The sequence below is a fragment of the Actinoplanes oryzae genome (assembly GCF_030757795.1).
Taxonomy (GTDB): Bacteria; Actinomycetota; Actinomycetes; order Mycobacteriales; family Micromonosporaceae; genus Actinoplanes.
The window spans coordinates 142,698-167,938 of the sequence record NZ_JAUQWH010000001.1 but is presented as its reverse complement, the minus strand read 5'-3'; the positions used below and the strand labels follow the sequence as shown (position 1 = coordinate 167,938).

The window sequence follows — 25,241 nt, the reverse complement described above, 5'->3', positions numbered from 1 at the left end:
CGAACGCGAACGCGAACGCGAAGGCAAAGGCGAACGCAAAGCGAAGGGCCAAGGCGAACGCGAAGGCAAAGCGAAGGCGAATACGAAGGAGAACGCGACCGCGAAGGACCGAGGGAGGCCAGGAGCGGGGGTAGGGAAGGCGGAAGGGCAACTACGGGCGGGTCAGCGGAAGTGGTCCCAGCCCAGCCCGCCCTGCCAGGGCTTCCCGTCGACGGTCACGCCGGTGCCGTCGTGCACGCTGCCGACGACCCGCCAGCCCTCGGGGAGCGTCGTCCCCGCCGGGAAGGTCGCGGCCAGGGCGTGGTCGTCGCCGCCCGCGAGCAGCCACACGTACGGGTCGACGCCCAGCGCGGACGCGGCGTCGCGCATCTGGGCCGGCACGGCGAACGCCTCCCGGTGCAGGTCGATGCCGACGACGCTGGCGGACGCGACGTGGCCGAGGTCCTGGAGGAGCCCGTCGGAGACGTCGATCAGGGACGTCGCGCCGAGCTCGGCCGCCTCCGGGCCGGCCGCGTAGGGGACGTCCGGCCGCCGGTACGCCTCGACCAGCAGCTTGGGCGTACGGAACCCGCGCGAGAGCACCGTGTAGCCGGCCGCCGCATAGCCCGTACGCCCGGCCAGCGCGACCAGGTCTCCCGGCTGCGCGCCGGACCGGAGCACCGGAGCGCGCCCCCCGAGGTCGCCGAGCGCGGTGACGGCGATCGTCAGCGTGGGACTGGACGACATGTCGCCGCCCACCACGCTGGCGCCCACCAGCGCCGCCTCGTCCGACAGGCCGTCCGCCAGCTCCTCGGCCCAGGCCACGTCGAGGTCAGCCGGGGCGCACAGGGCCACGAGCAGCGCGGTCGGCCGGGCGCCCATGGCCGCGATGTCGGCGAGGTTCGCGGCGGCGGCGCGGTGGCCGACGTCGGCGGCGCCGCACCAGTCGCGCCGGAAGTGGCGGCCCTCGACCAGCACGTCGGTGGAGGCGACGACCCGGGAGTCGGGGGCCGCGACCAGGGCGGCGTCGTCGCCGGGGCCGAGCAGGGCCGCCGGGCCGCCGCCCAGGCGGTTGACGACCCGCGTGATCAGGCCGAACTCGCCGGCTTCCGCGATGCTCACGTGATGATCATTCCTTTCCGGGCGGACCGGACCAGCGATGCGCGCCGCAAGGATGGCGTTCCGTACTGTAGTTTCACGTTCGAGTCTCCGGCGCCGGAGGGTCCGGCCCGGCCGGGTGGCAGAGGCGTCGGAGGGTCGCCGTCGCAGCGGATAGGAGTCAGTCGTGGTCCAGGCATACATCCTCATCCAGACGGAGGTCGGAAAGGCTCGTGACGTGGCCGCGGCGATCGACAAAATTCAGGGCGTGGTCCGGGTGGACGCGGTCACCGGCCCCTACGACGTCGTGGTCCTGGCCGAGGGGCACACGGTCGACGAGCTCGGCCGGATGATTGTGAGCAAAATCCAGTACGTGCCGGGCATCACGAGGACCGTCACGTGCTCCGTGGTAAACCTCTGACCCATGACCGAGGAGAAGGACCGGACGACCCGCAGCGCGGCGCTCTGGGCGACGGTGGTCGCCGTGCCGGTGGCGGTGCTCGTGGCGTTCTTCGCGGTGACCGCCTTCACGCCGGACGACGAGGAGCCGGCCGCCCAGCCGTCGGCCACCCAGCCGTCGGTCCTGCCCAGCACGCCGGTGCCGATGGCGGCGCCCGCGTTGTCGGCGCGGCAGCGGGAGGTCTGCCTCGCGGTGACCTCCCAGCTGCCCAACCAGCTGCGTGACCTGGGCAGCCGCAAGGTCAGCGCGGGTCCGGAGCAGAACGCCGCGTGGGGCGAGCCGCCGATCACCGTGGCGTGCGGAGTCCCGCAGCCGGAGACGTGTCAGAGCATGACGGACACCACCGGCTGCGTCCCCATGGACACCGAGCTGATGAACATGGACCAGGTCTGCTGGTTCGCCGATCAGCAGGGCGCGGCGACCGTCTTCACCACCATGGACCGCGAGGTCGCCGTCCAGGTCACTGTCCCCAAGCAGTACGACCAGCCGGCCCAGTGGGCGAACGAGTTCTCCACACCGATCGTCGAGACCGTCAAGTCCCGCACGTCGGGCGTGCCCTACGGCTGCGTCTGATCAGGCCGTGAAGGTCTGGGGCAGCACCCCGTCGTCCCACAGCGTGTTCAGGTGCTCCAGGAAGCCGACCAGGCTCCGCTCCAGCTCCCGCCGCTCCGCCACCGACAGGCTCGCCAGCGGGTCGGAGAAGATCAGCCCCTCCGGGTGCTTGGCCCGCGTGCCGACGAAGCGGTGGCAGGCGGCGCACCACACGTAGGACACCAGCGTGGGGCGGCGGGCGTTGTCCGGCGCGGTCACGTAGGCGCGGACGCTCCGCTTGCCGCATGCCGGGCACTCGCGCTCGGCCGGCGCGAGGAAGAAGCTCTCCCCCTGCGCCAGCGCCGCGACCTGGTCCCCGGTGAAGCTGCCCCACTCGGCGGTCACGCGGCGCCCGGCCCGGCGGCGAGGGCAACCGGCAAGCCGACGGCAAGAGCGGACGGCAGCCCGACGGCGGGGGAAGTCGGCAGGCAGGCGGTCACGCGGCGTCCAGCCCTGCGGTGAGGTCGGCCATCAGGTCGGCGGTGTCCTCGATGCCGCACGAGAGCCGGACGAAGCCGGGGGGCGTGTCGTCGCCCCACTGGGCCCGGCGGTCGGCGGTGGTGTGCAGGCCGCCGAAGGACGTGGCCGCGAACACGAGCTTCGACGCGGTCAGGAAGCGGGCGACCCGCTCCGCGCTGCCCAGGTCGAACGACACGATGCCGGGGATGCGGCGCATCTGGGCGCGCGCGATCTCGTACGACGGATCGCTCTCCAGGCCGGGCCAGCGCACCCCGGTCACGTCGTCGCGCCCGGCCAGCAGCGCCGTCACGGCGGCCGCGTTGGCGGTCTGCCGGGCCAGCCGCAGGTCGAGCGTCGCCAGCGAGCGGTGGGCCAGCCAGCAGTCGAACGCCCCCGGGATGCCACCCGTCTGCGCCCGCCACGTGGTGACCGCGGTGAGCAGCTCCTCGTCGCGCGCGGCGACATAGCCGAGCAGCACGTCGGAGTGCCCGGTCAGCGCCTTGGTGCCGGACGCCACGACGAGGTCGGCGCCCAGGTCCAGCGGCCGCTGGCCGAGTGGCGTCGCGGTCGTGTTGTCCACGGCGACGAGCGCGCCGGCGGCGTGGGCGGCGGCCGACACGGCGGCCAGGTCGCACACGTCCAGGCCCGGGTTGGCCGGGGTTTCCAGCAACACCAGCCGTACGCCGTCAAAGCTCGGATAGGGCCCGGCGGTGGGCACGAGCACGGTGCTGACGCCCAGGCCGCGCAGCGTCCCCTCGGCGAACGCGCGCACGGTGAAATAGCCGTCCGCGGGCAGCGCCACGGTGTCGCCCGACTTGAGCACCGACAGCAGCAGCGCCGTGATGGCCGCCTGGCCGGTGGCGAAGGCCCGCACGGCCCCGCCCTCCAGCTCCCCGATCGCCGCCTCCAGCGCACGCCGCGTCGGGTTGTCGGGGCGCCCGTAGCCGTTCTCGGTGGGCCCGGTCACCGGGTCCAGGTGGTACGGCGCCGCGAGCACCGGCCCCGGCAGGAACGGCTCCCCCGGCACCGGCTCGGGCAGTCCCGCGTGCACGACGAGCGTGCCATCGCCCTTGTCACTCACTCCGGCTTCATCTCCCGGCCCATCAGCAGCTTGACGGCGACGCGCGGGTCCACGCCCTCGTGGCACACGCGCTCGACCTGTTCGGTGATCGGCATCTCGACGCCGTGCGCCCGGGCGAGGTCCCGGATCGCGAGGCAGCTCTTGACGCCCTCGGCGGTCTGCTTGGTGGCCCGCTGCGCCTCCTCGAGGGACTCGCCGCGGCCCAGGTGCTCGCCGAACGTGTGGTTGCGCGACAGCGGCGACGAGCAGGTCGCCACGAGGTCGCCCAGGCCGGCGAGGCCGGCGAAGGTCATCGGGTCGGCGCCCAGCGCCACGCCCAGGCGGGTGGTCTCGGCCAGGCCGCGGGTGATCAGCGACGCCTTGGTGTTGTCGCCCATGCCCATCGCGGAGGCCATGCCGTAGGCGAGCGCGATGACGTTCTTCACCGCGCCGCCGATCTCGCAGCCGATCACGTCGTCGCTGGTGTAGGGCCGGATGTAGGGCAGCGCGATGCTCTGCTGCACGGCCTGCGCGCGGCGCGGGTCGGTGCCGGCGACCACGGTGGCGGCGGGCTGCTCGGCGGCGATCTCGGGAGCCAGGTTGGGCCCCGAGACGACGACCACGCGGTCCGGGTCGACGCCCGCCGTCTCCACGATGACCTGGCTCATCCGCTTGGTGGTGCCCAGCTCGATGCCCTTCATGAGCGAGATGAGCGTCGCGTCGCCGGGCAGGTGCGGCGCCCAGTCGGCGAGGTTGCCGCGCAGCGTCTGCGACGGCACGGCGAGGAAGACGAACTCCGCGCCGGCCACGGCCTCGCCGAGGTCGCTGGTGGCCGTCACGCGGGTGGGCAGCTTCACACCCGGCAGCGCGACCTCGTTGATGTGCCGCTCGCGGATGGCCGCGGCGACCGGCTCGCGGCGGGCCCACATGGTGACCTCGGAGCCGGCCTCGGCCAGGATCTTCGCGAACGCGGTGCCCCACGCACCGGCGCCCAGCATCGCCGCCCGGGTCATGCCGGCAGCTCCGTCGGACCGCCGGCCTCGGAGCCGGGCTCCTGCGCCGCCGGCGAGTCGCCGGGCCGGCGGGCGGGCCCGCTCCACAGCGCCCTGTCCGGCGCCGGCTCGTTGCGCAGGTCGGCCAGCAGGTCGCGGGTGGCGACCTGCAGGGCCTCGGTCATCTGCTCCAGCACCGTGCGGGTGGGCGCCTCGCCCTCCCAGCGGCTCAGGTCGACCGGCTTGCCCGCGACCACGCTGACCGGCACGCGCGGACGGAAGGACACCTTGCCGGTGCGCACGTCGTGGATCTCCTGCGACCCCCACTGGGCCACCGGCACCACCGGGGCGCCGGTCGCGAGGGCGAGCCGGGCGGCGCCCGTCTTGCCCCGCATGGGCCAGAGATCGGGGTCGCGGGTCGTCGTGCCCTCCGGATAGATGACCACGACGCCGCCCTCCCGGAGTGCCTGGATCGAGGTGTCGAGCGACTTGGCGGCCTCGACGCTGCCCCGCACGACCGGGATCTGGAAGGTCTTGTCGAGCAGGAAGCCGACCACCGGGATCTTCCAGATGCTGGCCTTGGCCAGGAAGCGGGGCCAGCGGCCGGACGCGTAGAGATAGTGCGCCACCACGAGGGGGTCGAACTGCGAGACGTGGTTGGGCGTGACGATGAAGCCGCCGCCGGCGGGCATGTTCTCCATGCCGCTCCAGCTGGGCTTGGTCCAGACCCGCATCGTGGGGACGACCAGGCACACCGCCAGCCGCCGCCAGAACCCGAGTTTGCGCTGCGCCACCCCGTGCCTCCTCGTCTGCCACACCCGGTCGAAATCATGCCTGCCGGCGCCCGGGTGAGCCAGGGCGGGTCCGGCGCCGGACAGAGCGGGAGCGCCGGTGGCAGGATGGTGATCGTGTCAGGAGCGGACTGGACGGCGGTCGTACCCGTCAAGCGCCTCACCACGGCCAAGAGCAGACTACGCGGCGCCGTGGCCGAGGCCCGCCACGAGGAGCTGGCGCTGGCCATGGTTCGCGACACCGTGACAGCCGTCACGGCCTGCGCCCGGGTCGGTGAGGTCCTGGTGGTGACCGCCGATCCGCGCGTCGCCGCCGCCGTGCAGGCCCTGGGCGCCCGGGTGGTGCCCGACCCCGGCGGCGACCTGAACGCCGCGATGCGCTTCGGCGCCGACGCCGTCGCCGGTCCGGAGCGGTGGCGTGCCGTCCTCACCGGCGACCTGCCCGCGCTGCGGCCGGAGGAGCTCGGTGCCGCCCTGCTGGCCGCGGGTCCCGGCCGGTCCTTCCTGCCGGACGCCGCCGGCACCGGCACGGTGCTGCTGACCGCCGGGCCGGCCACCGCGCTCGATCCCCGCTTCGGTCCCGGCTCCGCCCGCGCCCACGCCGCCTCGGGCGCCATCGAGCTCCAGGGGCCGTGGCCGGGGCTGCGCCAGGACGTCGACACGGCGGCCGATCTGCGGACCGTGCTGGCGCTGGGGGCCGGCGAGCACACCTGCGGCCTGCTACGTGATCTCGGACTCGTCACGGAGTGCAGCGCTTGTCCGGTGAGCGCGGGCCCGTCCTTGTAGCGTCATGGCATGCAGGGGACGATCGCGACGTTCGACTCACGGGACCACACCGGCACATTGCTGCTGGACGACGGCACCGAGCTGGCCTTCGGGGCGGAGGCGTTCCGGGCGTCGGGGCTGCGCCTGCTCCGGCTCGGCCAGCGGGTCGACGTCACCACCGGCGACGACGCCCATGTGACCAAGGTCCAACTTCCCGGAATCTCATGAGCCTCGTTCATTTCCTGTTCACCTCGAACGGGCAATGATGGACCCATGACCACCCCGCACCGGAACCCCGCACGCCGTCGCGGCCCCAACGGCAGGTTCCTCCCCCGTGAGGAGCAGCTCAACGGCGCGGTGGTGGCGGAACAGGAGACTGCCTTGGCGAGCCCGATCGAGCCCGTGTCCGCGACCCCGGCGCCCGCCGGCGAGCTGCCCGCCGCCGAGCGTGGCGACGTGGTGCCCGGTGCGGAGTTCTGGGAGGGCTCCAGCGGCATCGACGAGGAGTCCGACCGGCCCGAGCTGCCCGACGACCGCTTCCTCAACCGGGAGCTGTCCTGGCTCGACTTCAACGCGCGGGTGCTGGCGCTGGCCGAGGACCCGGGCACCCCGCTGCTGGAGCGCGCAAAGTTCCTCGCCATCTTCGCGAGCAACCTCGACGAGTTCTACATGGTGCGGGTGGCCGGCCTGAAGCGGCGGCTCAAGGCCGGGCTGCCGATGCGCGGCGGCGACCGCGTCTCGCTGCGCAACCAGCTCGAGATGATCACCGAGCGGGCCGCCGACCTGGTCACCCGGCACGCCGCCTGCTTCGGCGAGGAGGTCCGGCCCAAGCTGTCGGCCGAGGGCATCGAGATCGTCAAGTGGGCCGAGCTCGACGCCCCCGACCGCGAGCGCCTCCGCACCTACTTCCGCGAGCAGGTCTTCCCGGTCCTCACCCCGCTGGCCGTGGACCCGGCGCACCCGTTCCCCTACATCTCGAGCCGGTCGCTCAACCTCGCCGTGGTGCTGCGCGACCCCGACGACGCGGCCAGCGAGCGGTTCGCCCGGATCAAGGTGCCCAACAACGTGCCGCGCTTCGTCGTGGTGCAGAACGACAGCCGGGGCGTGCGCTTCCTGCCGGTCGAGGAGCTCATCGCCGTACACCTGGATCAGTTGTTCTCCGGCATGCAGCTGCTGGAGTGGCACGTCTTCCGGGTCACGCGCAACGCCGAGGTCGAGGTCGACGAGGACCGCGACGAGGACCTGCTGCAGGCCCTGGAGCGCGAGCTGGCGCAGCGGCGGTTCGGCCCGCCCGTGCGCCTGGAGGTCGCGGCCTCGATCAGCGACCACGTCCTCGACCTGCTCGCCGGCGAGCTCGACATGAACGACGAGGACGTGCTGCGCGTCCCGGGGCTGCTGGACCTCTCGGGCCTGTGGCAGATCTTCGCCGAGTGCGACCGCGACGACCTCAAGGACCGCCCGTTCGTCCCGGCGACGCACCCGCAGCTGGCCGACGGCGAGGTGCCGCGCAGCGTCTTCAACCGGCTGCGCGAGTGCGACATCCTCGTGCACCACCCCTACCACTCGTTCTCCACCAGCGTGCAGCGCTTCATCGAGCAGGCCGCCGCCGACCCCAACGTGCTGGCCATCAAGCAGACGCTCTACCGCACCAGCGGCGACTCCCCGATCGTCGACGCCCTGGTCGACGCGGCCGCCGCGGGCAAGCAGGTGGTCGTGCTGGTCGAGGTCAAGGCGCGCTTCGACGAGGTCGCCAACATCGGCTGGGCGCGCACGCTGGAGCGGGCCGGCTGCCACGTCGTCTACGGGCTCGTCGGCCTCAAGACGCACTGCAAGACCGCCTTGGTCGTGCGGCAGGAGGGCAACCAGATCCGGCGCTACTGCCACATCGGGACGGGCAACTACCACCCCAAGACCGCCCGGCTGTACGAGGACTTCGGCATGCTGACGGCCGACCCCGAAGTGGGAGCGGACGTCACCGACCTGTTCAACGTGCTGACCGGCTATTCGCGTCAGACCCGTTTCCGCCGGCTGCTCGTGGCGCCGCACGGCGTCCGCAAGGGGCTCATCGAGCGCATCGACGAGCAGGCGCGCATCGCGCGGGCCGGTGGCCGGGGGCTCGTGCAGTTCAAGGTGAACTCCCTCGTCGACGAGGAGAGCATCGACGCGCTCTACCGTGCCTCGCAGGACGGCGTGCAGGTCGACCTCATCATCCGCGGCATGTGCGCGCTGCGCCCGGGCGTGCCGGGGCTCTCGGACAACATCCGGGTGCGCTCGATCGTCGGCCGCTTCCTCGAGCACTCGCGGGTCTTCCGGTTCGGCGCCGGCGACGACGCCGAGTACTGGATCGGCTCGGCCGACCTCATGCACCGCAACCTCGACCGCCGCGTCGAGGCCCTGGTGCGCGTGACACTGCCCTCCGCGCAGGACGATCTCCGCAATGTGCTGGAGTTGTCGATGGGCGACGACAGCGAGGCCTGGGACCTGTCCGGCGACGGCACCTGGCACCGGCGCGCGTCGACGCCCAGCGACCCGCACGTCCACCTCCAGGAGGCTCTGTTGCGTCAGACACTCGGCAAGGCGGTCCGGCCCGCGTGACCAAACCAGTCCGGACCGCGGGCGGCGTCGTCTGGCGCCCCGCGGGTGACACCTTCGAGATCTGCGTCGTCCACCGGCCGTACCTGCGGGACTGGGTCCTGCCCAAGGGCAAGCTCGACGGCTCCGAGCACACCCTCGTCGCCGCGGTGCGGGAGGTGCTGGAGGAGACCGGCGTACGGGCCGAGCCGCAGCTGCGGCTGCCGCAGGTGGCCTACACGATGCCCAACGGCGTGCCGAAGACCGTCGACTTCTGGCTGATGCGCGCCGGCGACGGCCCGGCCGCCGACCCGATCGACCCCACCGAGGTCGACGCGGTGGAATGGTTGTCGCCGGCCGACGCGGTGGCCCGGCTGACGTACGAGGTGGATCGCGACCTTGTCACGCACGTCACGACGCTGCCCCCGGTGACCGGCCTGACCCTGCTGATCCGCCACGCGCACGCCGGCAAGCGCAGGCACTTCGCCGGCGACGACGTCCTGCGCCCGATCGACGAGCGCGGCCGCGCCGAGGCCGAGACCATCCGGGCCGTCGCCGGCCTGTTCGCGCCCCGGCGGCTCCTCGCCGCCACGCCCCTGCGCTGCCGCCAGACGCTGGTGCCGCTCGGGGAGACGCTCGGCCTGCCGGTCGAGGAGGACCCGGCCTTCGCCGAGCCGCCCGACGGCGAGGTCACCCCGGAGCGGGTCGCCGAGTCGGTCAAGGCCGCGACGACCCGCCTGCTCGAGCTGCGTACGGGCGACCTCGCCGCGATCTGCAGCCAGGGCAAGGTGATCCCAGGCGTCCTGGCGCAGCTGTCCGGCGCCACGGACACCGATGCCTACAAGACGCCCAAGGGCGACGGCTGGGTGCTCACCTGGTCGGGCGACCGGCTCGCGGGGCTGAGCCGGATCTGACCGGCCGGCTCCTCGGCGCGGGCGGGGGCACGGTGTCGGTGCGCCAGTAGCCCACCAGGTCACCGGTCAGCCAGCGCGCCCGCCACAGCTCGTCGCTGCGCGGCTCCCAGTCGCGCAGCGGCAGCAGGGCCACCCGCCACGCCAGGACGGCGACGAGATACCAGCCGTAGAGCGGCACGAGGCCCAGCACGGCGTCACGCCGGCGGTAGGAGCCGTGCGGGGCCATGCACCCGACCGCCGCCCCGGTCAGCACGCACGTCACGAGCCAGTCCAGCAGGGCCCAGCCGGTCCACCGCTCGGCGGCGTCGCCCAGGGCCCAGGCCGGCACCACGGCGACGGCGAAGAGGACGGCCGCGACGCAGGCCCGCCCCACCAGGCCACGCGGGCGGGCCTGGCCGCGTACCGGCCGGCTTTTGGTCTCCATGCAGCGGACCGTAGGCACAGTGGCGTGAGCACCGCCGGAACACGCGAAAGGCGTCCACCCTGAGGTGGACGCCTTTCGTCGCTCTGCGGCCCGCTGAGGCGGTCTCAGCGGGTCTTGCTCAGCGGGTCTTGGCCGCCGCCGACTTGCGCGCGGTCGCCTTCTTGGCGGGGGCCGCCTTGGTGGCCGTGGCCTTCGTGGCGGTCGCCGCCTTCTTCGCCGGCGCCGACTTGGTGGCCGCGGTCTTCTTGGCGGCGGCCGTCTTGGTGGCCGGAGCCGCCTTCGTGGCCGTCGACTTGGCGGCCGTGGCCTTGGTCGCCGTCGTCTTCTTGGCGGCGGCCGTCTTGGTGGCCGGAGCCGCCTTCGTGGCCGTCGTGGACTTCGCCGCCGTCGTCTTGGCGGGCGCCGACTTCGCCGCGGTGGACTTCGCCGCCGTGGCCTTGGTCGCGGTCGACTTCGCCGCCGTGGCCTTGGTCGCCGTCGTCTTCTTGGCGGCAGCCGTCTTGGTGGCCGGAGCCGCCTTCGTGGCGGTGGCGGCCTTGGTGGCGGTGGACTTGGTGGCGGTGGCCTTCGCCGGGGCCGCCTTGCTGGCAGTGGTGGACTTCGCCGCCGCGGTGGTCTTCTTCGCGGCGGTGGCCTTGGCCACCTTGCCGCTGGCGACCATCTCCCGGAAGCCCGTGCCGGGCTTGAAGGCGGGGACGGACGTCTTCTTCACCTTGACTGGTTCGCCGGTGCGTGGATTCCTCGCCGTACGCGCATTGCGCGCCCGCTTCTCGAAGACTCCGAAACCGGTGATGGCCACCCGGTCGCCCTTGGTGACGGCGGTCTGCACCTCGCTGATGACCGCATCCAGAGCAGCCGTAGCCGTCTTCCGGTCCCCCAGTCGGGCGGCGAGCGCCTCGATGAGCTCGGCCTTGTTCACGGTTTTCCTCCCGAACGTGAGAACTGACGCTTGCGGCCACGCAGGAGCTTTCATCCTCGTGAACAAGCATCATCGGCCCAATGCGAGCCATTCTGCGCGCACCGTATGCCCCCTGACCAGCAGACACAAACATTCGCTCGAAAAAATTCGTTGTGTCGCAACGGATTTCGCCCTCACCGGTGACCCGGCGAGGGCGAAATTCCTTGTGGGCACTGGGATTCCGGGCACTTTCGGGTGGCGCGGCGGATCCGGCGCCCGGCGAGTGATTTCCGCCTCCCGATGGCCCTTCCGGGCAACGGATCCGGGGTTGGCGGGCGCCGGAACCCTCGGTGCGGCCGGGTTTTCCGGTCTCCCGGCGGCCGGATCCGGTGCCTCGCAGGCCTTCCCGGATGCCGGGGGGCCGCTTTCCGGCTGCCCCCGGCGTTTTCCGGCTTCCGGGTCCCCGGTTTTCGCTCCGGCTCCCGCTTTGCGCTCCCGACTGCCGGCTTTCCGGCTGCCGGCTCAGACGGTGACGGGCTTGAAGGCCGGGCGGCGCTGCTCGTACGCGGCGATCGCGTCTGCGTGGCGCAGGGTCAGTCCGATGTCGTCGAGGCCCTCCATGAGGCGCCAGCGGCTGAAGTCGTCGATCGGGAAGGACCAGTGCGCCTCGTCCACGCGCACCTCACGGGCGCCGAGGTCGACGGTCACCTCCTTCTCCGGCTCGCTGTCGCCCAGGTCCCAGAGCGCCTCGACGGCCTTCTGGTCGAGCTGGACGGGCAGCAGCCCCTCCTTGAGGGCGTTGCCCCGGAAGATGTCGCCGAAGCGGGCGGCGATGACGACCTTGAAGCCCCAGTCGCGCAGGGCCCAGACGGCGTGCTGGCGGGAGGAGCCGGTCCCGAAGTTGGGGCCGGCGACGAGGATCGTGGCACCCGCGTGGGCGGGGTTGTGCAGCACGAACGACGGGTCCTCGCGCCAGGCGCTGAACAGCCCGTCCTCGAAACCGGTGCGGGTGACCCGCTTCAGGTAGACCGCCGGGATGATCTGATCGGTGTCCACATCGGAGCGGCGCAGCGGCATGACCTTGCCGCTGTGGGTGGTGAACTTGTCCATGATTCTCTCCGGCTCAGAGGTCTGCGGGGGCGGCGAGCTTGCCGGCCACGGCGGTGGCGGCGGCGACCTCCGGCGAGACCAGGTGGGTACGCCCGCCCTTGCCCTGCCGGCCCTCGAAGTTGCGGTTGGACGTGGAGGCGGCGCGCTGGCCGGGGCTGAGCGTGTCCGGGTTCATGCCCAGGCACATCGAGCAGCCCGCGAAGCGCCACTCGGCCCCCGCGTCTGTGAAGATCTTGTCGAGGCCCTCCTGCTCGGCGGCCTCACGGACCTGGTACGACCCCGGGACGATCATCATCCGGACGCCCTCGTGCACCTTGTGACCCCGGATCACGTCCGCGGCGGCGCGCAGGTCCTCGATGCGGCCGTTGGTACAGGAGCCGACGAAGACCACGTCGACGGCGACGTCCTTGAGCGGCGTGCCGGCCCGAAGGTCCATGTACTCCAGCGCGCGGCGGGCGGCGTTGCGCTCGGTCTCGTCGACGAACTCCTCCGGGTCCGGCACGGCGCTGTCCAGCGGCGCGCCCTGGCCCGGGTTGGTGCCCCAGGTGACGAACGGGCTGATGGTGGAGGCGTCGAGGATCACCTCGGTGTCGAACTCGGCGTCCTCGTCGGTCGCCAGCGACTTCCAGTACTCGACGGCGGCGTCCCACTCCGCACCCTGGGGCGCGTGCTCGCGGCCCTTGAGGTACTCGAAGGTGGTCTCGTCCGGCGCGATCATGCCGGCCTTGGCGCCCCACTCGATCGACATGTTGCAGATGGTCATCCGGCCCGCCATCGAGAGCTTCCGGATGGCCTCGCCGCGGTACTCCACGATGTGGCCGTTGCCGCCGCCGGTGCCGACCTGCGTGATGAGCGCGAGGATGAGGTCCTTCGCGGTGACGCCGGGGCGCAGCTCGCCGGTCACCGTCACGGCCATGGTCTTCGGCTTCGCCTGCGGCAGCGTCTGCGTCGCGAGCACGTGCTCGACCTCGCTGGTGCCGATGCCGAAGGCCAGCGCCCCGAAGGCGCCGTGGGTCGCGGTGTGCGAGTCGCCGCACACGATCGTCATGCCGGGCTGGGTGAGCCCCAGCTGCGGGCCGATGATGTGCACGATGCCCTGGTCCACGTGACCGAGCGAGCGGATCTGCACGCCGAACTCGGCGCAGTTCTTCCGGAGCGTCTCGATCTGGGTGCGCGAGGTCGTGTCGGCGATCGTCAGCAGGTCGCCGCGACGGGTGTTGAAGGCCGGATCCGCGTACCCGGTCGGGGTGTTGTGATCCTCGGTCGCCAGCGTCAGGTCGGTGCGCCGGACCTTGCGGTTCGCCATGCGCAGGCCGTCGAAGGCCTGCGGGCTGGTCACCTCGTGCAGCAGGTGCAGGTCGATGAAGAGCAGATCAGGCTCACCCTCGGCGCTACGCACGACATGGTCGTCCCAGACCTTCTCTGCCAAGGTCCTCGGCTTCGGAGTGACTCCCACCATCTGGACATCCTAAATTCTGGGAGGTATGTTTCGGCTTGTGGGACACAGTATGAGCGGTGTCGGCGTTCTCGACAAGGCGGTGGTCATCCTCGCGGCCTGTGTCGACGGCGCCAGCCTGGCCGAATTAGTCGACCGGACCAAGCTGCCCCGGGCCACCGCGCACCGGCTGGCCCAGGCTCTGGAGATCCACCGGATGCTGGTCCGCGACACCCAGGGCCGCTGGCGCCCGGGCCCGCGGCTGGGCGAGCTCGCCAACGCCGCCCCCGACGTCCTGCTGACCGCGGCCGAGCCGCTGCTGACCGCATTGCGGGACGCCACGGGCGAGAGCGCACAGCTCTACCTCCGGCGTGCCGACGAGCGCATCTGCGTGGCCGCGGCGGAGCGGGCGAGCGGCCTGCGCGACACCGTCCCGGTCGGCTCGGTCCTCCCGATGGTCGCCGGCTCCGCGGCCCAGATCCTGCTCGCCTGGGAGCCGCCGGAGGCCGTGATGCCGCTGCTGCCCCGGTGCAAGTTCACGGGGCGCACGCTCGCCGAGGTCCGCCGCCGCGGCTGGGCCCAGAGCGTCGCCGAGCGCGAGCCGGGTGTGGCCAGCGTCTCGGCCCCCATCCGCGACCGGACGGGCCGGGTCATCGCCTCCATCTCGATAAGCGGTCCGATCGAACGGCTGGGTCGTCGTCCCGGCGAGCGGCACGCGATGGCTGTCGTACGGGCGGGGCAGCGGCTCAGCGGCCTCTGACCCGCTCGCCGCGGGATTCTGGCGGCCTTCTTCTCCCGAGCCGGCGTCCGAGCTCGCGCGAGGTCGACGCGGGCCTCCCCGGATCCTGGCGGTTCGCTTCTCGCGAGCCGGCGCCGGCCACTCCGGATGTCGGCGCGCGAGCGGGCGCCGGCGTTTGAGCGGGCTTCGGCGCGCGGGCTTCGGCGCTTGAGCGGGCATCGGCGCGCGGGCTTCGGCGCGGGCTTTGACTGCTTCTGTCCGCGGGCTTTGACTGCTTCGGCGGCGGTGTTGCCTTGATCACCAGGTGGCTTCGCGCGGCTCCCAGACCGAGTTGTCGTGCGCGAACACCACGCGAGCCGGGTCGAAGTCCAGCAGGCGCGGGATCCAGGCCGGCGCGACAGGCAGCGGCTGCCCGGCGCCCTCGCCGGCGGCTCGGTGGGCGAGCACATCCCCGGCGAACGCCGTCGCGTGGTCATGGCTCTGCCCGGCGACGACGATCGTGCCGTCCTTGCGGCGCACCACGAGCGACTGGTGGCCCGCCGCGTGGCCGGGCGTGGGCACGATGACGACCCCGGGCAGCACTTCCGTCTCGCCGTCCAGCTCGGTGTAGGTGACGCCGGGCGCATCCACGCACTCGCGCAGGTACTGATCCGATCGCCGGGCTGTGTCGAGCTCCGTCCGCTGCGTGAAGATCGGGCGCCCCGGCAGCAGCGGGTTGCCCCCGCTGTGATCGAAGTGCAGGTGACAGTTCACCACCCACCGCACGTCGTCCAGCCGCGCGCCCGCCGCCCCCAACGCCTCGCGCAGCCCGATCCGCGAAGGCCGGTAGTGCGCGTCCACGCCGGCGTCCCCCGCCATGCCCGTGTCCATGAGCAGCAGGCCGTCCGGATGCTCGACGAGATAGCCGAGACAGGGCTCGACCCGGGGCGCGCCCGTGCCCGTCTCCTCGGCGGGGCGCACGAAGTATCCGAAGTCGACGCGTCGTACCGATAGCTCCGTCATGGGTCCATCTTCGCTGGCAGCGAGGGATCCGGGTTACGCCCGACGCGGATCTGCCGACCGCAGAAGCCCTTGCATCCGCCCCTGACCGCGCCAGCCCGGGAAAAAGATGCCAGCGCCCGGAAAGCAGCGAGCGGGCAGCCAGCGGCGGGGGCAGGAGACCGGGCGGCAAGCGGCCGGGCGGTGCGCGGCGGGTGGCGCGCGGCGGACGGCGGGTGGCGCGCGGCGGCGGGCGGCGGCACACGGCGGCGGGTGGCGGGTGGCGGGTGGCGGCGGGCGGCGGCACACGGCGGGTGGCGCGCGGCGGCGGGTGGCGGGTGGGACGCTGGGACGCAAGAACTCGGCCGGCGGAAGCCCACGGCACAGCGGCTTGGCCGGCGGAGGCCCACGGCACAGCGGCTCGGCCGGCGGAGGCTTGGAACGCAGCGAGCCCGTGTCGCATGACACGGGCTCGGTGGTGGTAGTCCCGAAGGGATTCGAACCCTCGCTACCGCCTTGAGAGGGCGGCGTCCTAGGCCGCTAGACGACGGGACCGGGCCGGACTTTCATCGCCGCCGCGACGACGTGCATCGCGGAGCAACGGAGTGGAACTCTATCGTCTGCCGCGGCCCGGCCGCCAGCCAGGGTGGGCCGCCCCACATCAACCACCCGGACGGGCCCAGCCGAGGGGAAGGAAGGGCAGGACCCGCGGGGGCCGCGAAACATGGCCCGAGTGCGGAGGAGATGTGCGAGGCAATCAGGGCGCGGAGAAGACGCGGGAGGTGGGCTTCAGCGCGAAGGGGGCGGAAACGAAAACAGCCCGCCTCGGATGAGGCGAGCTGCTGTCACTGCTGTAGTCCCGAAGGGATTCGAACCCTCGCTACCGCCTTGAGAGGGCGGCGTCCTAGGCCGCTAGACGACGGGACCAGGCATTGCCGTGTTGCTCCTGCCATGGTCTTACCGATCCAGCAGCGCTGCCACTCGTTTTTCGCGAGCTACCAGCGCCGCCGACCTCGAAAGACCTCAGCGCTGGGGTACCAGGACTCGAACCTAGACTAACTGAACCAGAATCAGTCGGGCTGCCAATTACCCCATACCCCATCGGCGCTTCCCACCTTGCGGTGTTCCGTGCCGAGAACGAACTCTACCCGAGCCTCCAGTGGGCGCCAAATCGGGCCCCCGGAAGCAGGGTCAGCGGAAGTCCGCCGCGTGCGCCCGTGCCCACTCCAGGAAGGTCGTCCCGGGCCGTCCGGTCACCTGCTCGACGGCGGGCGACACGGGCTGCGGGTGGTCGATGAGCGCTGCGAGGCCGTCCACGTACCAGGCGGCGTATTCGCCCATGGCGGGAGCGAGCTCCGCGATGAAGGCCTCGCGGGGCAGGTCGACGTATTCGAGGGTGCGGCCCAGGGCCAGCCCGAGCTGCGCCACGCGGTCGCGGCGGGTGAGGGAGGCGGGGCCCGTGAGCTCGTACGACCGGCCCTCGTGCCCCTCCTCGACCAGGCACCGGGCCGCCACCGCCGCGATGTCCTCGAGGGCGATGAGCGCGCTGCTGGACTCGCCGCAGCCGTCGCGGACGACGTCGCCGGCGCGGGTCTGCGCCGCCCACATGAGCGTGTTGGGCAGGAACTCGCCCGGTTCGAGGTGGACGTGGGGCACGCCCGTGGCCTCGACACCCTCCTCGATCGGGCGCCACTCGCCGTCCTTGGCCCCGGCCAGGTCGACGATGCGGCGCACGCCGGCGTCGGCCGCCAGGCGGCAGATCTCGGCGTTCGTGGGGAGGTGCGGCGCCAGGTAGAGGTGGTCGACGTCACGCAGCGCGGGCGCGACGGTCGCCGGACGGCCGATCCAGCCGCGGAAGACCTCGACGCCCTCGGGCAGCCGGGCCGCCTCCGGCTTGGCCGTCAGCGCCCGGACGTCCGTCGCGCCGAGCGCCAGCAGCTCGTCCACCACCAGCCGCCCCACGTTGCCGGTCGCGCCCGTCACCAGGATCTTCATCGCGTCACCCCGTTCTCGTATGCCCTACGGAAACAGTTCTCGTAGGGTATACGAGATGAGCGAGCCGAGTGAAGCCCCCGACCTCGACCGGCTGCTGTCCCTGCTGTGGCGCCGCACCGCTCCCCCGGTGCCCGCGCGCACCGGCCGCAAGCCCCGGCTCGGCATCGACGACGTGCTCACCGCCGCGATGGCGATCGCCGACGCCGACGGACTCGAGGCGACCTCGATGGCCCGCGTCGCGGAGCGGCTGGGAGTGGCGACGATGACGCTCTACACGTACGTGCCGTCGCGCGCGGCCCTGGTCGACCTGATGGCCGACGAGGCGCTGGAGCAGCGGAATCTCGCCACGATCGGCGGCGACCCGGCGGAGTGGCGCACGAGGCTCGTCCGGTACGCCCACCGCACCAAGGAGATCTATCGCCTGCACCCGTGGCTCGCCCAGGTCTCCACGGCCCGGCCGCCGCTCGGACCCGGCACCTTCCGGGAGCGGGAGTTCGTGCTGGCCGCCATGGCCGACGCGGGACTGCCGACGGGGCAGATCAACCCCGCCGCGGTGGCGTTCACCATGTTCGTCACCGCGGCGGCCCGGCAGGAGGCCGAGAGTGCGCTGCTCCGCAGGGCCACGGGCAAGTCCACGGACGCCTGGTGGCAGGAGCGCACGAGCTTCTGGGAGAACTGGTTCGACGCCGAGCGGCATCCGGCCATGACCCGAATCTGGGAGGCGGGCGGCTACGGCGGCGGCGCAGAGGAGCAGGCCGCAGTCGCGTTCGACTACGGCCTGCAGAAGATGCTGGACGGCATCGCGACCGACTGACGCGGCCGGCCGGCAAGGATCGCCGCCGGCTGATGGCGGCTGTGGGGTCAGTCGAGCGAGACGACCGGGTTCCGCAGCTCGCCGATGCCCTGGACCGACACGGACACCGTCTCCCCGGACACGATCTGGCTCACCCCGGCGGGCGTGCCGGTGAGGATCACGTCGCCCGGGAGCAGCGTCATGACATGCGACACGTACGACACCAGGGTCGGCACGTCGAAGACCATGTCCTTGGTGCGGCCCAGCTGGCGCACCTCCATCTCGTCGGGGTTGCGGCCCACCTCGCACCGCACCTCCAGGTCGCTCACGTCCAGCTCCGTCTCGATCCACGGGCCCAGCGGGCAGAACGAGTCGAAGCCCTTGGCGCGCGTCCACTGCGAGTCGGTGCGCTGCAGGTCGCGGGCGGTGACGTCGTTGCCCACCGTGTAGCCGAAGATGGCCTTCTCGGCGCCGGCGCGGTCGACGCGGCGGGCGCCGCTCGGGCCGATGACGACGGCCAGCTCGGCCTCGTGCTCGACCTGGCTGGTGACGGCCGGGATGCGGATGGCGTCGTTGGGGCCGATCACCGAGGTGGAGGGCTTGATGAAGAGCAGCGGCTCCTTGGGCACCTCGTTGCCCAGCTCGGCGGCGTGGTCGGCATAGTTGCGGCCCACGCCGATGACCTTGCTGGAGAAGATCGGGGCGAGGAGCCGGACGTCCGCGAGGGCCCAGCGGTTGCCGGTGAAGCGGACGTTCTGGAACGGGATGCTGTCGATCTCGGCGATCGTCAGACCGCCGGCGCCGGACTGCGCCTCACCCTCGACGACCCCGAAGGACACGCCACCGGCATGAACAAAACGAGCGAAACGCACGGGTCATCCCCATCCTCGAAGCGGTGATTCACGATCGAGGCTACGCGCTGCGCGCGGCGGGATCGGTGCCGAGCCGCGGGAACGGCTCCAGCGCGAAGAGCACCTCCACGGGCACCTCGAAGTAGGCGCTGATCCGCAGGGCCAGGTGCAGCGACGGGCTGAACTCGCCCCGCTCGAGGTAGCCGACCGTCTGGTAGTGCACGCCCACGGCCTCGGCGAGCTGCCGCCGCGAGACGCCTCGCTCGGCGCGGAGCATCGCGATGCGGTTGTAGGTGGCCTCGGAACCCATGTGCCCCTTCTCACGTGACCCGCTGCAGGGCCCGCTCGCGGCGGCGGGCCACCCGCTCGACCGCCAGCTGCGCGGCGATGGCCCGCACTCCGGCGAAGGCCAGCCCCATGCCGAGGTGGTCAGCGGGATGGTGGTCTCGTCCACATCGGACAGTTGGTGCACCAGGTCGTGGAACTCGCAGCGCGCCGCCGGGGCGAAGCCGGCCGTGGGCTCGTCGAGGAAGAGCAGCTCGGGCCGCCCCACGATGCCGATGGCCAGGTCGAGGCGCCGGCGCTGCCCGCCGGAAAGCTGCCCGACCCGAGGCGGCGAAAGTGACCCCGCGCAGCACATCGGTGCCGCCATAGCGCATCCGCAGGTCACGGACGTCAAGGACGCGGTCGTCGGTCGGCGATCCCGGCACGGCCTCCAGCACCCCCGTCGATGTCGTCATGCCCAGCCCCTCAGCGAGAATGTAGCAGGTGTACTACATTCCGCCGCATGTCAGATATCCGTCGGCCCCTCCTCCGGGCGTTCCTCACACCCGGAGAGATCAGCGCTCGATAGAAGTGGCCGACCTGGATACGCTGGAGCGATGGGGATCGGCGAGGGGGCACCGGGCGCGGCACACGCGCTGACCACCGTGCTGCCGAGTGTGAGCTGGGTCCCGCTGGCGCTCGCCCATGCCGAGCGGGCCGACGGGATGACGGCCGGGCACCGGGCACGCAAGGCGGCCGGCGAGAAGCACGCCATAGAGGATTTTCTGTACGACTACTACGGCACCCGCCCGGCCCAGCTGCGCCGCTGGCACCCCGGCGTCGGCGCGGGTCTCGGCCCCACTCCCGACGGCCCGGCCGAGCACGCGGGCTGGAAGTTCTACACGACGCTGCCCGACGGGGTGGTCACGCTCGACGTCGAGGCCTACATGCAGGCCCGCGGCGAGAGCGTCCGCTACATCCACGGCCTGCTCACCGCGACGGCGTCCCGGCCCGCCTTCTCCGGCTGCTTCGGCCTGCACGAGTGGGCCATGGTCTACCGCCAGCCGGAGCACCGGCACCAGCTGCCGCTGCGCCTGGGCCAGGCCGAGACCGACCGGGTCGTCGAGACGCATCCGATCCGGTGCACGCACTTCGACGCCTTCCGGTTCTTCACGCCCGAGGCGGTCGGGCTCAACCGGCTCCAGCCGACCCGGGCCACCCAGGTCGATCTCGACCAGCCCGGCTGCCTGCACGCCGCGATGGACTGTCACAAGTGGGCGAGCAAGCTCGGCCCCGCGGTGCCCGGCGCCCTGGCCCTCGACTGCTTCGCGCTGGCCGGCGACATCCGGCTGCTGGACATGCAGGCCAGCCCCTACGACCTGAGCTCCTACGACCAGCCCGCGGTCAAGATCGAGACCCCCGAGGGCAAGCAGGAGTACGTGGCCCGGCAGCGCGAGTTCGCCCGCCGGGCCGCCGCGCTGCGCGCCCGCCTGATCCGGGTCTGCGAGGCGCTGCTCGGCCCCGCCCTCGCCGCGGAGAACCGTGAGGCCGTGGCCCCGCACAACGTCTGATCCCGCCGCCGTGCCCGAAAGACCATGAGGCCGTGACCCCGCACAACGTCTGATCCCGCCGCCGTGCCCGAAAGACCATGAGGCCGTGACCCCGCACAACCTCTGAGCCCGCCGCCGTGCCGAAAGCGGCGGTCCCCGCAACCCGCCCGGCCTTCGAGCGGCGAGGGCTGTGCGCCGCAACACGTGCAACTGCGCATCCGCGGCGCGGAGCTGTGAGAGGCGAAACGATCAGTAGTCGTCGGGGCGGCGGTTGCGCTTGGTCTGACTGCGCCGCTTCTTGTCGGCGATGCGCCGCTCGACCGATCCGCGCGACGGGCGGGTGGCCCGGCGAACCCGCGGCGGAGGCGCGATGGCCCCCGCCACCAGGCCGGCGAGCCGCGCCGCAGCCGCCTCCCGGTTGCGCAGCTGGGAACGGTGCTCGGACGCGACCACGGTCAGCACGCCGTGGACCAGCCGGTGCGCGAGCCGCTCGGCCGCGCGCTCCTTGAGCGACGGCGGCAGCAGATCCGATCCGCCCAGGTCCCAGGAGAGCTCGACCCGGGAGTCGGTCGTGTTCACACCCTGCCCGCCCGGCCCGCTCGCGCGCGAGAACCGCCAGGACAGCTCGGCCGCGGGGATGACGAGCCGCTCGTTCACCTGCACGTCGTCGGCCACGCGCCACAGCATTTCACTACCCGGCCGCCGCCGCCACGCAGAATGTGATCAAGCGAACGCCGTGGATCCGACGCTCGCGGCGACCACCACGCCGACGGCCAGGGCGGTCACCCAGGTGGCGGGCTGACCGAGCAGCGCCCAGCCGGCGACGGCCGCCACCACCGGCTCGAGGCTGAGCAGGACACCGAAGACGCGCTTGGGCAGGCGGCGCAGGGCGGAGAGCTCCAGCGAGTACGGGATGACGGACGCCAGCACCCCGGTCGCGAGCGCCAGCACCAGGACCGTGGGCGACGTCAGCGCCCTCTCCGCGCCGGTGACGCCGACCGGCAGCAGCACCACCGCGCCGACGGCCATGGCGATCGCCAGCCCGCCCTGTCCCTGGACGGCGGCTCCGGCCCGGGCGCTCGCGAGGATGTAGAGCGCCCAGAAGGCCGCGGCGACGAGGACGAAGAGGACGCCGAGCGGGTCCAGCGCCCCGGCGCCGTCGGCGAAGCCGAGCAGGGCCACGCCCGCCATGGCGAGCAGCACCCAGGCGATGTCCCGGACGCGGCGCGACAGGACGGCTGCCAGGGTCAGCGGCCCGAGGAACTCGATAGCCACGGCCGGCCCGAGCGGGATCCGCGCGATCGCGGCGTAGAAGAAGCCGTTCATGCCCGCGAGGGTGAGACCGAGCAGCAGCACCGCCCGCCACTGATGGCTTCGCCACGCCCGTACGGCCGGACGAGCGACCGCCACCATCACACCGGCCGCGAGTCCGAGCCGGAGCAGCGTCGCCCCGGCGCTGCCCGTGACCGGGAACAGCCGCGCCGCGAGGGCCGCGCCGACCTGCAGCGAAGTGCAGGAGCCGAGGATCATGAGGACGGCGGGCCGGGCGGATCCCGGGCGGGCAAGCGTTGCGGTGGACATGGGCCCAGCGTCCAGCGGCGAGGATCGAGAAGTCCAGCGAACGTTTCTGAGGAATAATCGTCAGAAATGTTGGACGTTCACCGCCTGCGCCTGCTCCGCGAGCTCGACCGCCTCGGCACCCTCGCGGCCGTCGCGCGCGCCCTCAACTACAGCCCGTCGGCGATATCGCAGCAGCTCAGCCTGCTGGAGACGGAGACGGGTGCGACGCTGCTCGAGCGGGTCGGCCGGGGCGTACGGCTCACCGCGCAGGCCCGGATCCTGGTCCGCCACGCCGAGGCGATCCTGGCCCGGATGGAGCTCGCCGAGGCCGAACTGGCGGCCAGCATGACGAAGGTCACCGGCACCCTGCGGGTCGCATCCTTCCAGTCGGTGCTGCTCGCCCTGGTCCCCGGCGCCCTGTCCGGCCTCGCGGCGGCCCATGCCGGGCTGCGCGTGGAGATCACCCAGGTGGAGGCGGGGCCGGCGTTCGCCGGGCTGCTCGCGCACGAGTTCGACGTGGTGCTCGGCGAGGACTATCCGGGCCTCGCCCAGCCCCGGCTGCCCGGCGTCGACGAGGAGGACCTGATCCGCGACGAGATGCTGTGCGTGGTCCCGGCGAGCGGCCCGTGGTCCCGCCCGGACCTGGCGGACCTGGCCGACGCCCCCTTCGTCTTCGACCCGGCGGGCATCGTCCCGGGCGACTGGGCCCGCCAGCTCTGCCGCACGGCCGGCTTCGAGCCCGACGTCCGCTTCGTCTCCGGCGACCTCCTCCTGCAGATCCGCCTCGTCGAGACCGGCCACGCGGTCGCCTTCGTCCCCGATCTCCTGTGGACCGGCCGCGACCACAGCGCCGTCCACCTCCACCCCCTGCCGGGCCGCCCCCGCCGCCGCCTCTACACCGGCGTCCGCACCGGCTCCGCCGACCAGCCGGCCATCCGCGCCTTCCGCAAGGCCCTCCGCGACCAGCTCACCTGAGGTCAGACCGGCAGACCCAGCTTGTCGAAGAAGGCCCTGTTCCGCTCGTGCGCGGAGTTGAGCAACCGGTCGAACGACGACACCTCGATGTAGGCCCGGTAGTTGTCGTTGTATCCGAAGAACCCCATGCCGTCCCGGGTCCGCTTCAAGCCGGTGATGTTGCACTGCTCAATCACTGCGGGGGTCAGGTCGGCGACCACGTAGAGGAATCCGGGAGTGTCGTCGGCGGCGGGAATCAGTCGGCCCTGTGCCGTCTTGACCTCGCCCCTCCGCACCCTGTTGAGGTATCCGAGTGCCTGCCAAACCGGGCCACTGTCCTGTTTCGAGTCCGCCCGCATGGGTCGCTTGATCTCCACGACCGTGATTGCCGCGAGCGGAAGCTTCTCCTTCTCCGAAACCAGGACGGGGGTGTCGCAGACCTGCAGGGCGAGCAGATCCGGTTCCTTGCGCTCGGTGGAGTCGGTGATCGGGAAGCTGCTCAGCGGCTTGTCGGAGGCGAGGAAGTTATGGAAGGCCAGTCGCTCGTCGATGATCCACAGGTTGCAGACCTCCGGCGGGACGTCGTTCGAGGTGGTCCGCATCGGCATGATCAGCTTGTGGATCACGTCCTCGCGGACGTATCTGCCGTCCTTGTCCGCCTGGATCGCCTTGGCCAGCACGTCCAGGACGACCCGGCGCCGGGAGACGTAGGCAGCCAGGTCCGACTTCTTCACGTCATCGATCCTCGCGAGATAGTCGTCGAGCCGCTTCCGGTGCTCGGGCGAGCCGTCGGCGACGTCCCCGGCGAGCACCCGGTGGCCCTCGTCGAGGAGGTCGGCCTCGATGTCCCACAGCTGCCGGTGCAGCAGCAACTCGAGGTCCCGCTCGGAGATGTCGGGATCCACGAAAAGCTTGCGGGGATCGATGTGCCGGAGGATCGGGCGATAGCGCGGCGCCCGGTGGTCGACGAACTCCTCGACCCGGGCCCGGCCCGCCTGCTTGGCCTCGTCGAGCAGGTCGCCCAGATAGCGCTCGGCAGCCCGTAGGACCGCCGTCCGGATCTCGGACAGGCTCAGCTCGTCGGCGAGGAGCGTCCCCTCCGTACTTTCGAGCAGGTCGAAACCCGTCCGCTCCGACCGGACGACCTCGTCCAGGAAGGGCGACGTCACGTAACACGAGTAGACGAAGGCGGACTCGCCCGCGCCCAGGCGGCCGTGCAGGCCGGGGACCTTGTCGGCCAGCTTTTCCTCGACCACCACGCGGTTGGCCGCGCACCAGTGGATCTGGGACTCGATGCCCGCCCTCGCCTGCACCCGCAGATGGACGACGTCGAAGCTGCGGCCCCGGACGGCCAGCGACTCCACCTCCGCCGAGGTGAGCATGTAGTCCTCGAAGAGCTTGGACAGGCTGATCCGCTCTGTGCCGTCCATCAGAAGGATCTCCGGACATCCTCCCGGCCGGACGAAGTACCAGAGACAGTGCTCGAGCAGACTGCGCGCGATGGTCTGAGCCGTCTTGGCGGACGCATCGCGGTAGGACGGCCGAAAACCGGCGAGGGTCACCGTCGCCCCGGTCTGCGCCTCCTCCGTCCCCGTCGGCTCGCTGCCGGAGACACCCTGGGCGGCGGTGAAGGAGAAGGACCGGCGCAGGCATCGGCCCGAGGCAGACCGGAAGACGCTGGTGATCTCGACGGTGTCGAAGGCCTTCAGCCACAGCAGCCGGCCGACACCGCGGCATCCCTGGTCGGCCTTGTACTCACTGTCGAGCGTCTCGAAGGACGCCATGTTGTCGCGATCGAACCCGATGCCGTTGTCCTCGATGCGGAAGGATCGGATGGGCTCCTGCGGGAGGGGGCCCTTGCGGCCGGCCACTCCGGGAAGGCTCGGCTGACTCAGCCGCCCGACCTCGACGGTAATCAGACCGAGGCTGGTGTCGTCGCCGGTGGCATCGATCGACTGGATTGCGTTGACCACCGCCTCGAACAGTGGCAGAAGGCCGTGGCTGGTGGGC

General features: G+C 72.1%; 26 protein-coding genes, 3 tRNA genes and 1 pseudogene. 10 read left to right on the top strand and 20 right to left on the bottom strand.

The genetic code is table 11. The features are described from left to right. Nucleotides 1-162 precede the first annotated feature (162 nt). The gene (locus RBH18_RS00780; RefSeq protein ID WP_306203825.1) at nt 163-1,101 is read right to left on the bottom strand and encodes a thiamine-phosphate kinase; all 939 of its coding nucleotides are present in this window, start codon (nt 1,099-1,101) and stop codon (nt 163-165) included. A 163-nt stretch (nt 1,102-1,264) separates the two neighbouring features. Here RBH18_RS00780 and RBH18_RS00775 point away from each other — a divergent pair, with 163 nt between their 5' ends. After that, complete coding sequence (locus RBH18_RS00775; RefSeq protein ID WP_067505352.1) at nt 1,265-1,498, top strand: Lrp/AsnC ligand binding domain-containing protein; 234 nt, start codon at nt 1,265-1,267, stop codon at nt 1,496-1,498. A 3-nt stretch (nt 1,499-1,501) separates the two neighbouring features. Further along, nucleotides 1,502-2,110: a DUF3515 family protein gene (locus tag RBH18_RS00770; RefSeq protein WP_306203824.1), complete on the top strand. Its 609-nt coding sequence runs from the start codon at nt 1,502-1,504 to the stop codon at nt 2,108-2,110. Here RBH18_RS00770 and RBH18_RS00765 read toward each other — a convergent pair whose 3' ends face one another. The 4 genes from RBH18_RS00765 to RBH18_RS00750 form a co-directional block, all read right to left on the bottom strand. Next, the gene (locus RBH18_RS00765) at nt 2,111-2,473 is read right to left on the bottom strand and encodes a hypothetical protein (RefSeq protein WP_306203823.1); all 363 of its coding nucleotides are present in this window, start codon (nt 2,471-2,473) and stop codon (nt 2,111-2,113) included. A gap of 91 nt (nt 2,474-2,564) precedes the next feature. Then, a complete protein-coding gene (locus RBH18_RS00760; RefSeq protein WP_306203822.1) occupies nt 2,565-3,668 on the bottom strand; it encodes a cystathionine gamma-lyase in 1,104 nt (367 codons plus the stop codon). Beyond that, on the bottom strand, nt 3,665-4,660 hold the full coding sequence (locus RBH18_RS00755; RefSeq protein ID WP_306203821.1) for an NAD(P)H-dependent glycerol-3-phosphate dehydrogenase: 996 nt from the start codon (nt 4,658-4,660) through the stop codon (nt 3,665-3,667). The genes RBH18_RS00760 and RBH18_RS00755 overlap by 4 nt, the downstream gene beginning before the upstream one ends. Beyond that, nucleotides 4,657-5,433 carry a lysophospholipid acyltransferase family protein gene (locus RBH18_RS00750; protein WP_306203820.1) on the bottom strand — a complete coding sequence of 259 codons (777 nt, stop codon included), beginning with the start codon at nt 5,431-5,433 and terminating at the stop codon, nt 4,657-4,659. Before RBH18_RS00750 ends, RBH18_RS00755 begins: the two co-directional genes overlap by 4 nt. A gap of 114 nt (nt 5,434-5,547) precedes the next feature. Here RBH18_RS00750 and cofC point away from each other — a divergent pair, with 114 nt between their 5' ends. Genes cofC through RBH18_RS00730 form a run of 4 tightly spaced genes read left to right on the top strand, consistent with a single transcriptional unit; the run spans nt 5,548 to nt 9,680 of the window. Continuing rightward, on the top strand, nt 5,548-6,216 hold the full coding sequence (gene cofC, locus RBH18_RS00745; protein WP_306203819.1) for a 2-phospho-L-lactate guanylyltransferase: 669 nt from the start codon (nt 5,548-5,550) through the stop codon (nt 6,214-6,216). A gap of 9 nt (nt 6,217-6,225) precedes the next feature. Next, nucleotides 6,226-6,423, top strand: coding sequence for a cold-shock protein (locus RBH18_RS00740; RefSeq protein ID WP_306203818.1), 198 nt, complete (start codon nt 6,226-6,228; stop codon nt 6,421-6,423). 45 nt (nt 6,424-6,468) lie between these two features. Continuing rightward, entirely contained in the window at nt 6,469-8,790 is a 2,322-nt protein-coding gene (locus RBH18_RS00735; protein WP_306203817.1) for an RNA degradosome polyphosphate kinase, read from the top strand. Then, nucleotides 8,787-9,680 (top strand): NUDIX hydrolase, encoded by an 894-nt coding sequence (locus RBH18_RS00730; protein WP_306203816.1) that lies wholly within the window; start codon nt 8,787-8,789, stop codon nt 9,678-9,680. Before RBH18_RS00735 ends, RBH18_RS00730 begins: the two co-directional genes overlap by 4 nt. Here RBH18_RS00730 and RBH18_RS00725 read toward each other — a convergent pair. The 4 genes from RBH18_RS00725 to leuC form a co-directional block, all read right to left on the bottom strand. After that, a complete protein-coding gene (locus tag RBH18_RS00725; RefSeq protein ID WP_306203815.1) occupies nt 9,637-10,104 on the bottom strand; it encodes a hypothetical protein in 468 nt (155 codons plus the stop codon). The two genes, RBH18_RS00730 and RBH18_RS00725, sit on opposite strands and share 44 nt — an antisense overlap. Nucleotides 10,105-10,222: 118 nt before the next feature. Continuing rightward, nucleotides 10,223-11,023, bottom strand: a complete 801-nt coding sequence (locus RBH18_RS00720) for an HU family DNA-binding protein (RefSeq protein WP_306203814.1) — start codon at nt 11,021-11,023, stop codon at nt 10,223-10,225. Nucleotides 11,024-11,524: 501 nt separating this feature from the next. Continuing rightward, nucleotides 11,525-12,112 carry a 3-isopropylmalate dehydratase small subunit gene (gene leuD, locus RBH18_RS00715; protein WP_306203813.1) on the bottom strand — a complete coding sequence of 196 codons (588 nt, stop codon included), beginning with the start codon at nt 12,110-12,112 and terminating at the stop codon, nt 11,525-11,527. 13 nt (nt 12,113-12,125) lie between these two features. Then, nucleotides 12,126-13,571, bottom strand: a complete 1,446-nt coding sequence (leuC, locus tag RBH18_RS00710) for a 3-isopropylmalate dehydratase large subunit (protein WP_306203812.1) — start codon at nt 13,569-13,571, stop codon at nt 12,126-12,128. Nucleotides 13,572-13,620: 49 nt separating this feature from the next. Here leuC and RBH18_RS00705 point away from each other — a divergent pair, with 49 nt between their 5' ends. Continuing rightward, the gene (locus RBH18_RS00705) at nt 13,621-14,307 is read left to right on the top strand and encodes an IclR family transcriptional regulator (protein WP_305782929.1); all 687 of its coding nucleotides are present in this window, start codon (nt 13,621-13,623) and stop codon (nt 14,305-14,307) included. Between the two features lie 276 nt (nt 14,308-14,583). On the opposite strand, the gene RBH18_RS00700 is transcribed toward RBH18_RS00705, so the two are convergent. From RBH18_RS00700 to RBH18_RS00680, 5 genes are all read right to left on the bottom strand, one after another. Then, a complete protein-coding gene (locus RBH18_RS00700; RefSeq protein WP_306203811.1) occupies nt 14,584-15,288 on the bottom strand; it encodes an N-acyl homoserine lactonase family protein in 705 nt (234 codons plus the stop codon). A 455-nt stretch (nt 15,289-15,743) separates the two neighbouring features. Beyond that, nucleotides 15,744-15,819: transfer RNA gene (locus RBH18_RS00695), tRNA-Glu, on the bottom strand. A 299-nt stretch (nt 15,820-16,118) separates the two neighbouring features. Next, nucleotides 16,119-16,191 (bottom strand) — tRNA-Glu (locus tag RBH18_RS00690). 102 nt (nt 16,192-16,293) lie between these two features. Beyond that, a tRNA-Gln gene (locus RBH18_RS00685) sits at nt 16,294-16,365 on the bottom strand. Between the two features lie 90 nt (nt 16,366-16,455). Beyond that, nucleotides 16,456-17,259: an NAD(P)H-binding protein gene (locus RBH18_RS00680; RefSeq protein WP_306203810.1), complete on the bottom strand. Its 804-nt coding sequence runs from the start codon at nt 17,257-17,259 to the stop codon at nt 16,456-16,458. Nucleotides 17,260-17,314: 55 nt separating this feature from the next. On the opposite strand from RBH18_RS00680, the gene RBH18_RS00675 reads away from it, so the two are divergent. Beyond that, entirely contained in the window at nt 17,315-18,073 is a 759-nt protein-coding gene (locus tag RBH18_RS00675; RefSeq protein ID WP_306203809.1) for a TetR/AcrR family transcriptional regulator, read from the top strand. 47 nt (nt 18,074-18,120) lie between these two features. Here RBH18_RS00675 and RBH18_RS00670 read toward each other — a convergent pair whose 3' ends face one another. From RBH18_RS00670 to RBH18_RS44045, 3 genes and pseudogenes are all read right to left on the bottom strand, one after another. Further along, on the bottom strand, nt 18,121-18,924 hold the full coding sequence (locus tag RBH18_RS00670; protein WP_305782933.1) for a fumarylacetoacetate hydrolase family protein: 804 nt from the start codon (nt 18,922-18,924) through the stop codon (nt 18,121-18,123). A gap of 40 nt (nt 18,925-18,964) precedes the next feature. Next, a complete protein-coding gene (locus RBH18_RS00665) occupies nt 18,965-19,213 on the bottom strand; it encodes a helix-turn-helix transcriptional regulator (protein WP_306203866.1) in 249 nt (82 codons plus the stop codon). Nucleotides 19,214-19,327: 114 nt separating this feature from the next. Further along, a pseudogene (locus tag RBH18_RS44045) lies at nt 19,328-19,513 on the bottom strand (ATP-binding cassette domain-containing protein); the annotation flags it as partial. A 271-nt stretch (nt 19,514-19,784) separates the two neighbouring features. Between RBH18_RS44045 and RBH18_RS00655 the strand changes: the two are divergent. Continuing rightward, nucleotides 19,785-20,738, top strand: a complete 954-nt coding sequence (locus RBH18_RS00655; RefSeq protein WP_306203808.1) for a 3-methyladenine DNA glycosylase — start codon at nt 19,785-19,787, stop codon at nt 20,736-20,738. 228 nt (nt 20,739-20,966) lie between these two features. On the opposite strand, the gene arfB is transcribed toward RBH18_RS00655, so the two are convergent. Then, nucleotides 20,967-21,404, bottom strand: coding sequence for an alternative ribosome rescue aminoacyl-tRNA hydrolase ArfB (gene arfB, locus RBH18_RS00650; RefSeq protein WP_372338814.1), 438 nt, complete (start codon nt 21,402-21,404; stop codon nt 20,967-20,969). A gap of 36 nt (nt 21,405-21,440) precedes the next feature. Continuing rightward, nucleotides 21,441-22,298, bottom strand: a complete 858-nt coding sequence (locus RBH18_RS00645; protein WP_306203807.1) for an EamA family transporter — start codon at nt 22,296-22,298, stop codon at nt 21,441-21,443. A gap of 66 nt (nt 22,299-22,364) precedes the next feature. On the opposite strand from RBH18_RS00645, the gene RBH18_RS00640 reads away from it, so the two are divergent. Beyond that, complete coding sequence (locus RBH18_RS00640) at nt 22,365-23,252, top strand: LysR family transcriptional regulator (protein ID WP_306203806.1); 888 nt, start codon at nt 22,365-22,367, stop codon at nt 23,250-23,252. Nucleotides 23,253-23,254: 2 nt separating this feature from the next. Here the strand turns inward: RBH18_RS00640 and RBH18_RS00635 are convergent, their stop codons facing one another. Next, a complete protein-coding gene (locus RBH18_RS00635; RefSeq protein WP_306203805.1) occupies nt 23,255-25,204 on the bottom strand; it encodes a hypothetical protein in 1,950 nt (649 codons plus the stop codon). Nucleotides 25,205-25,241: the final 37 nt, after the last annotated feature.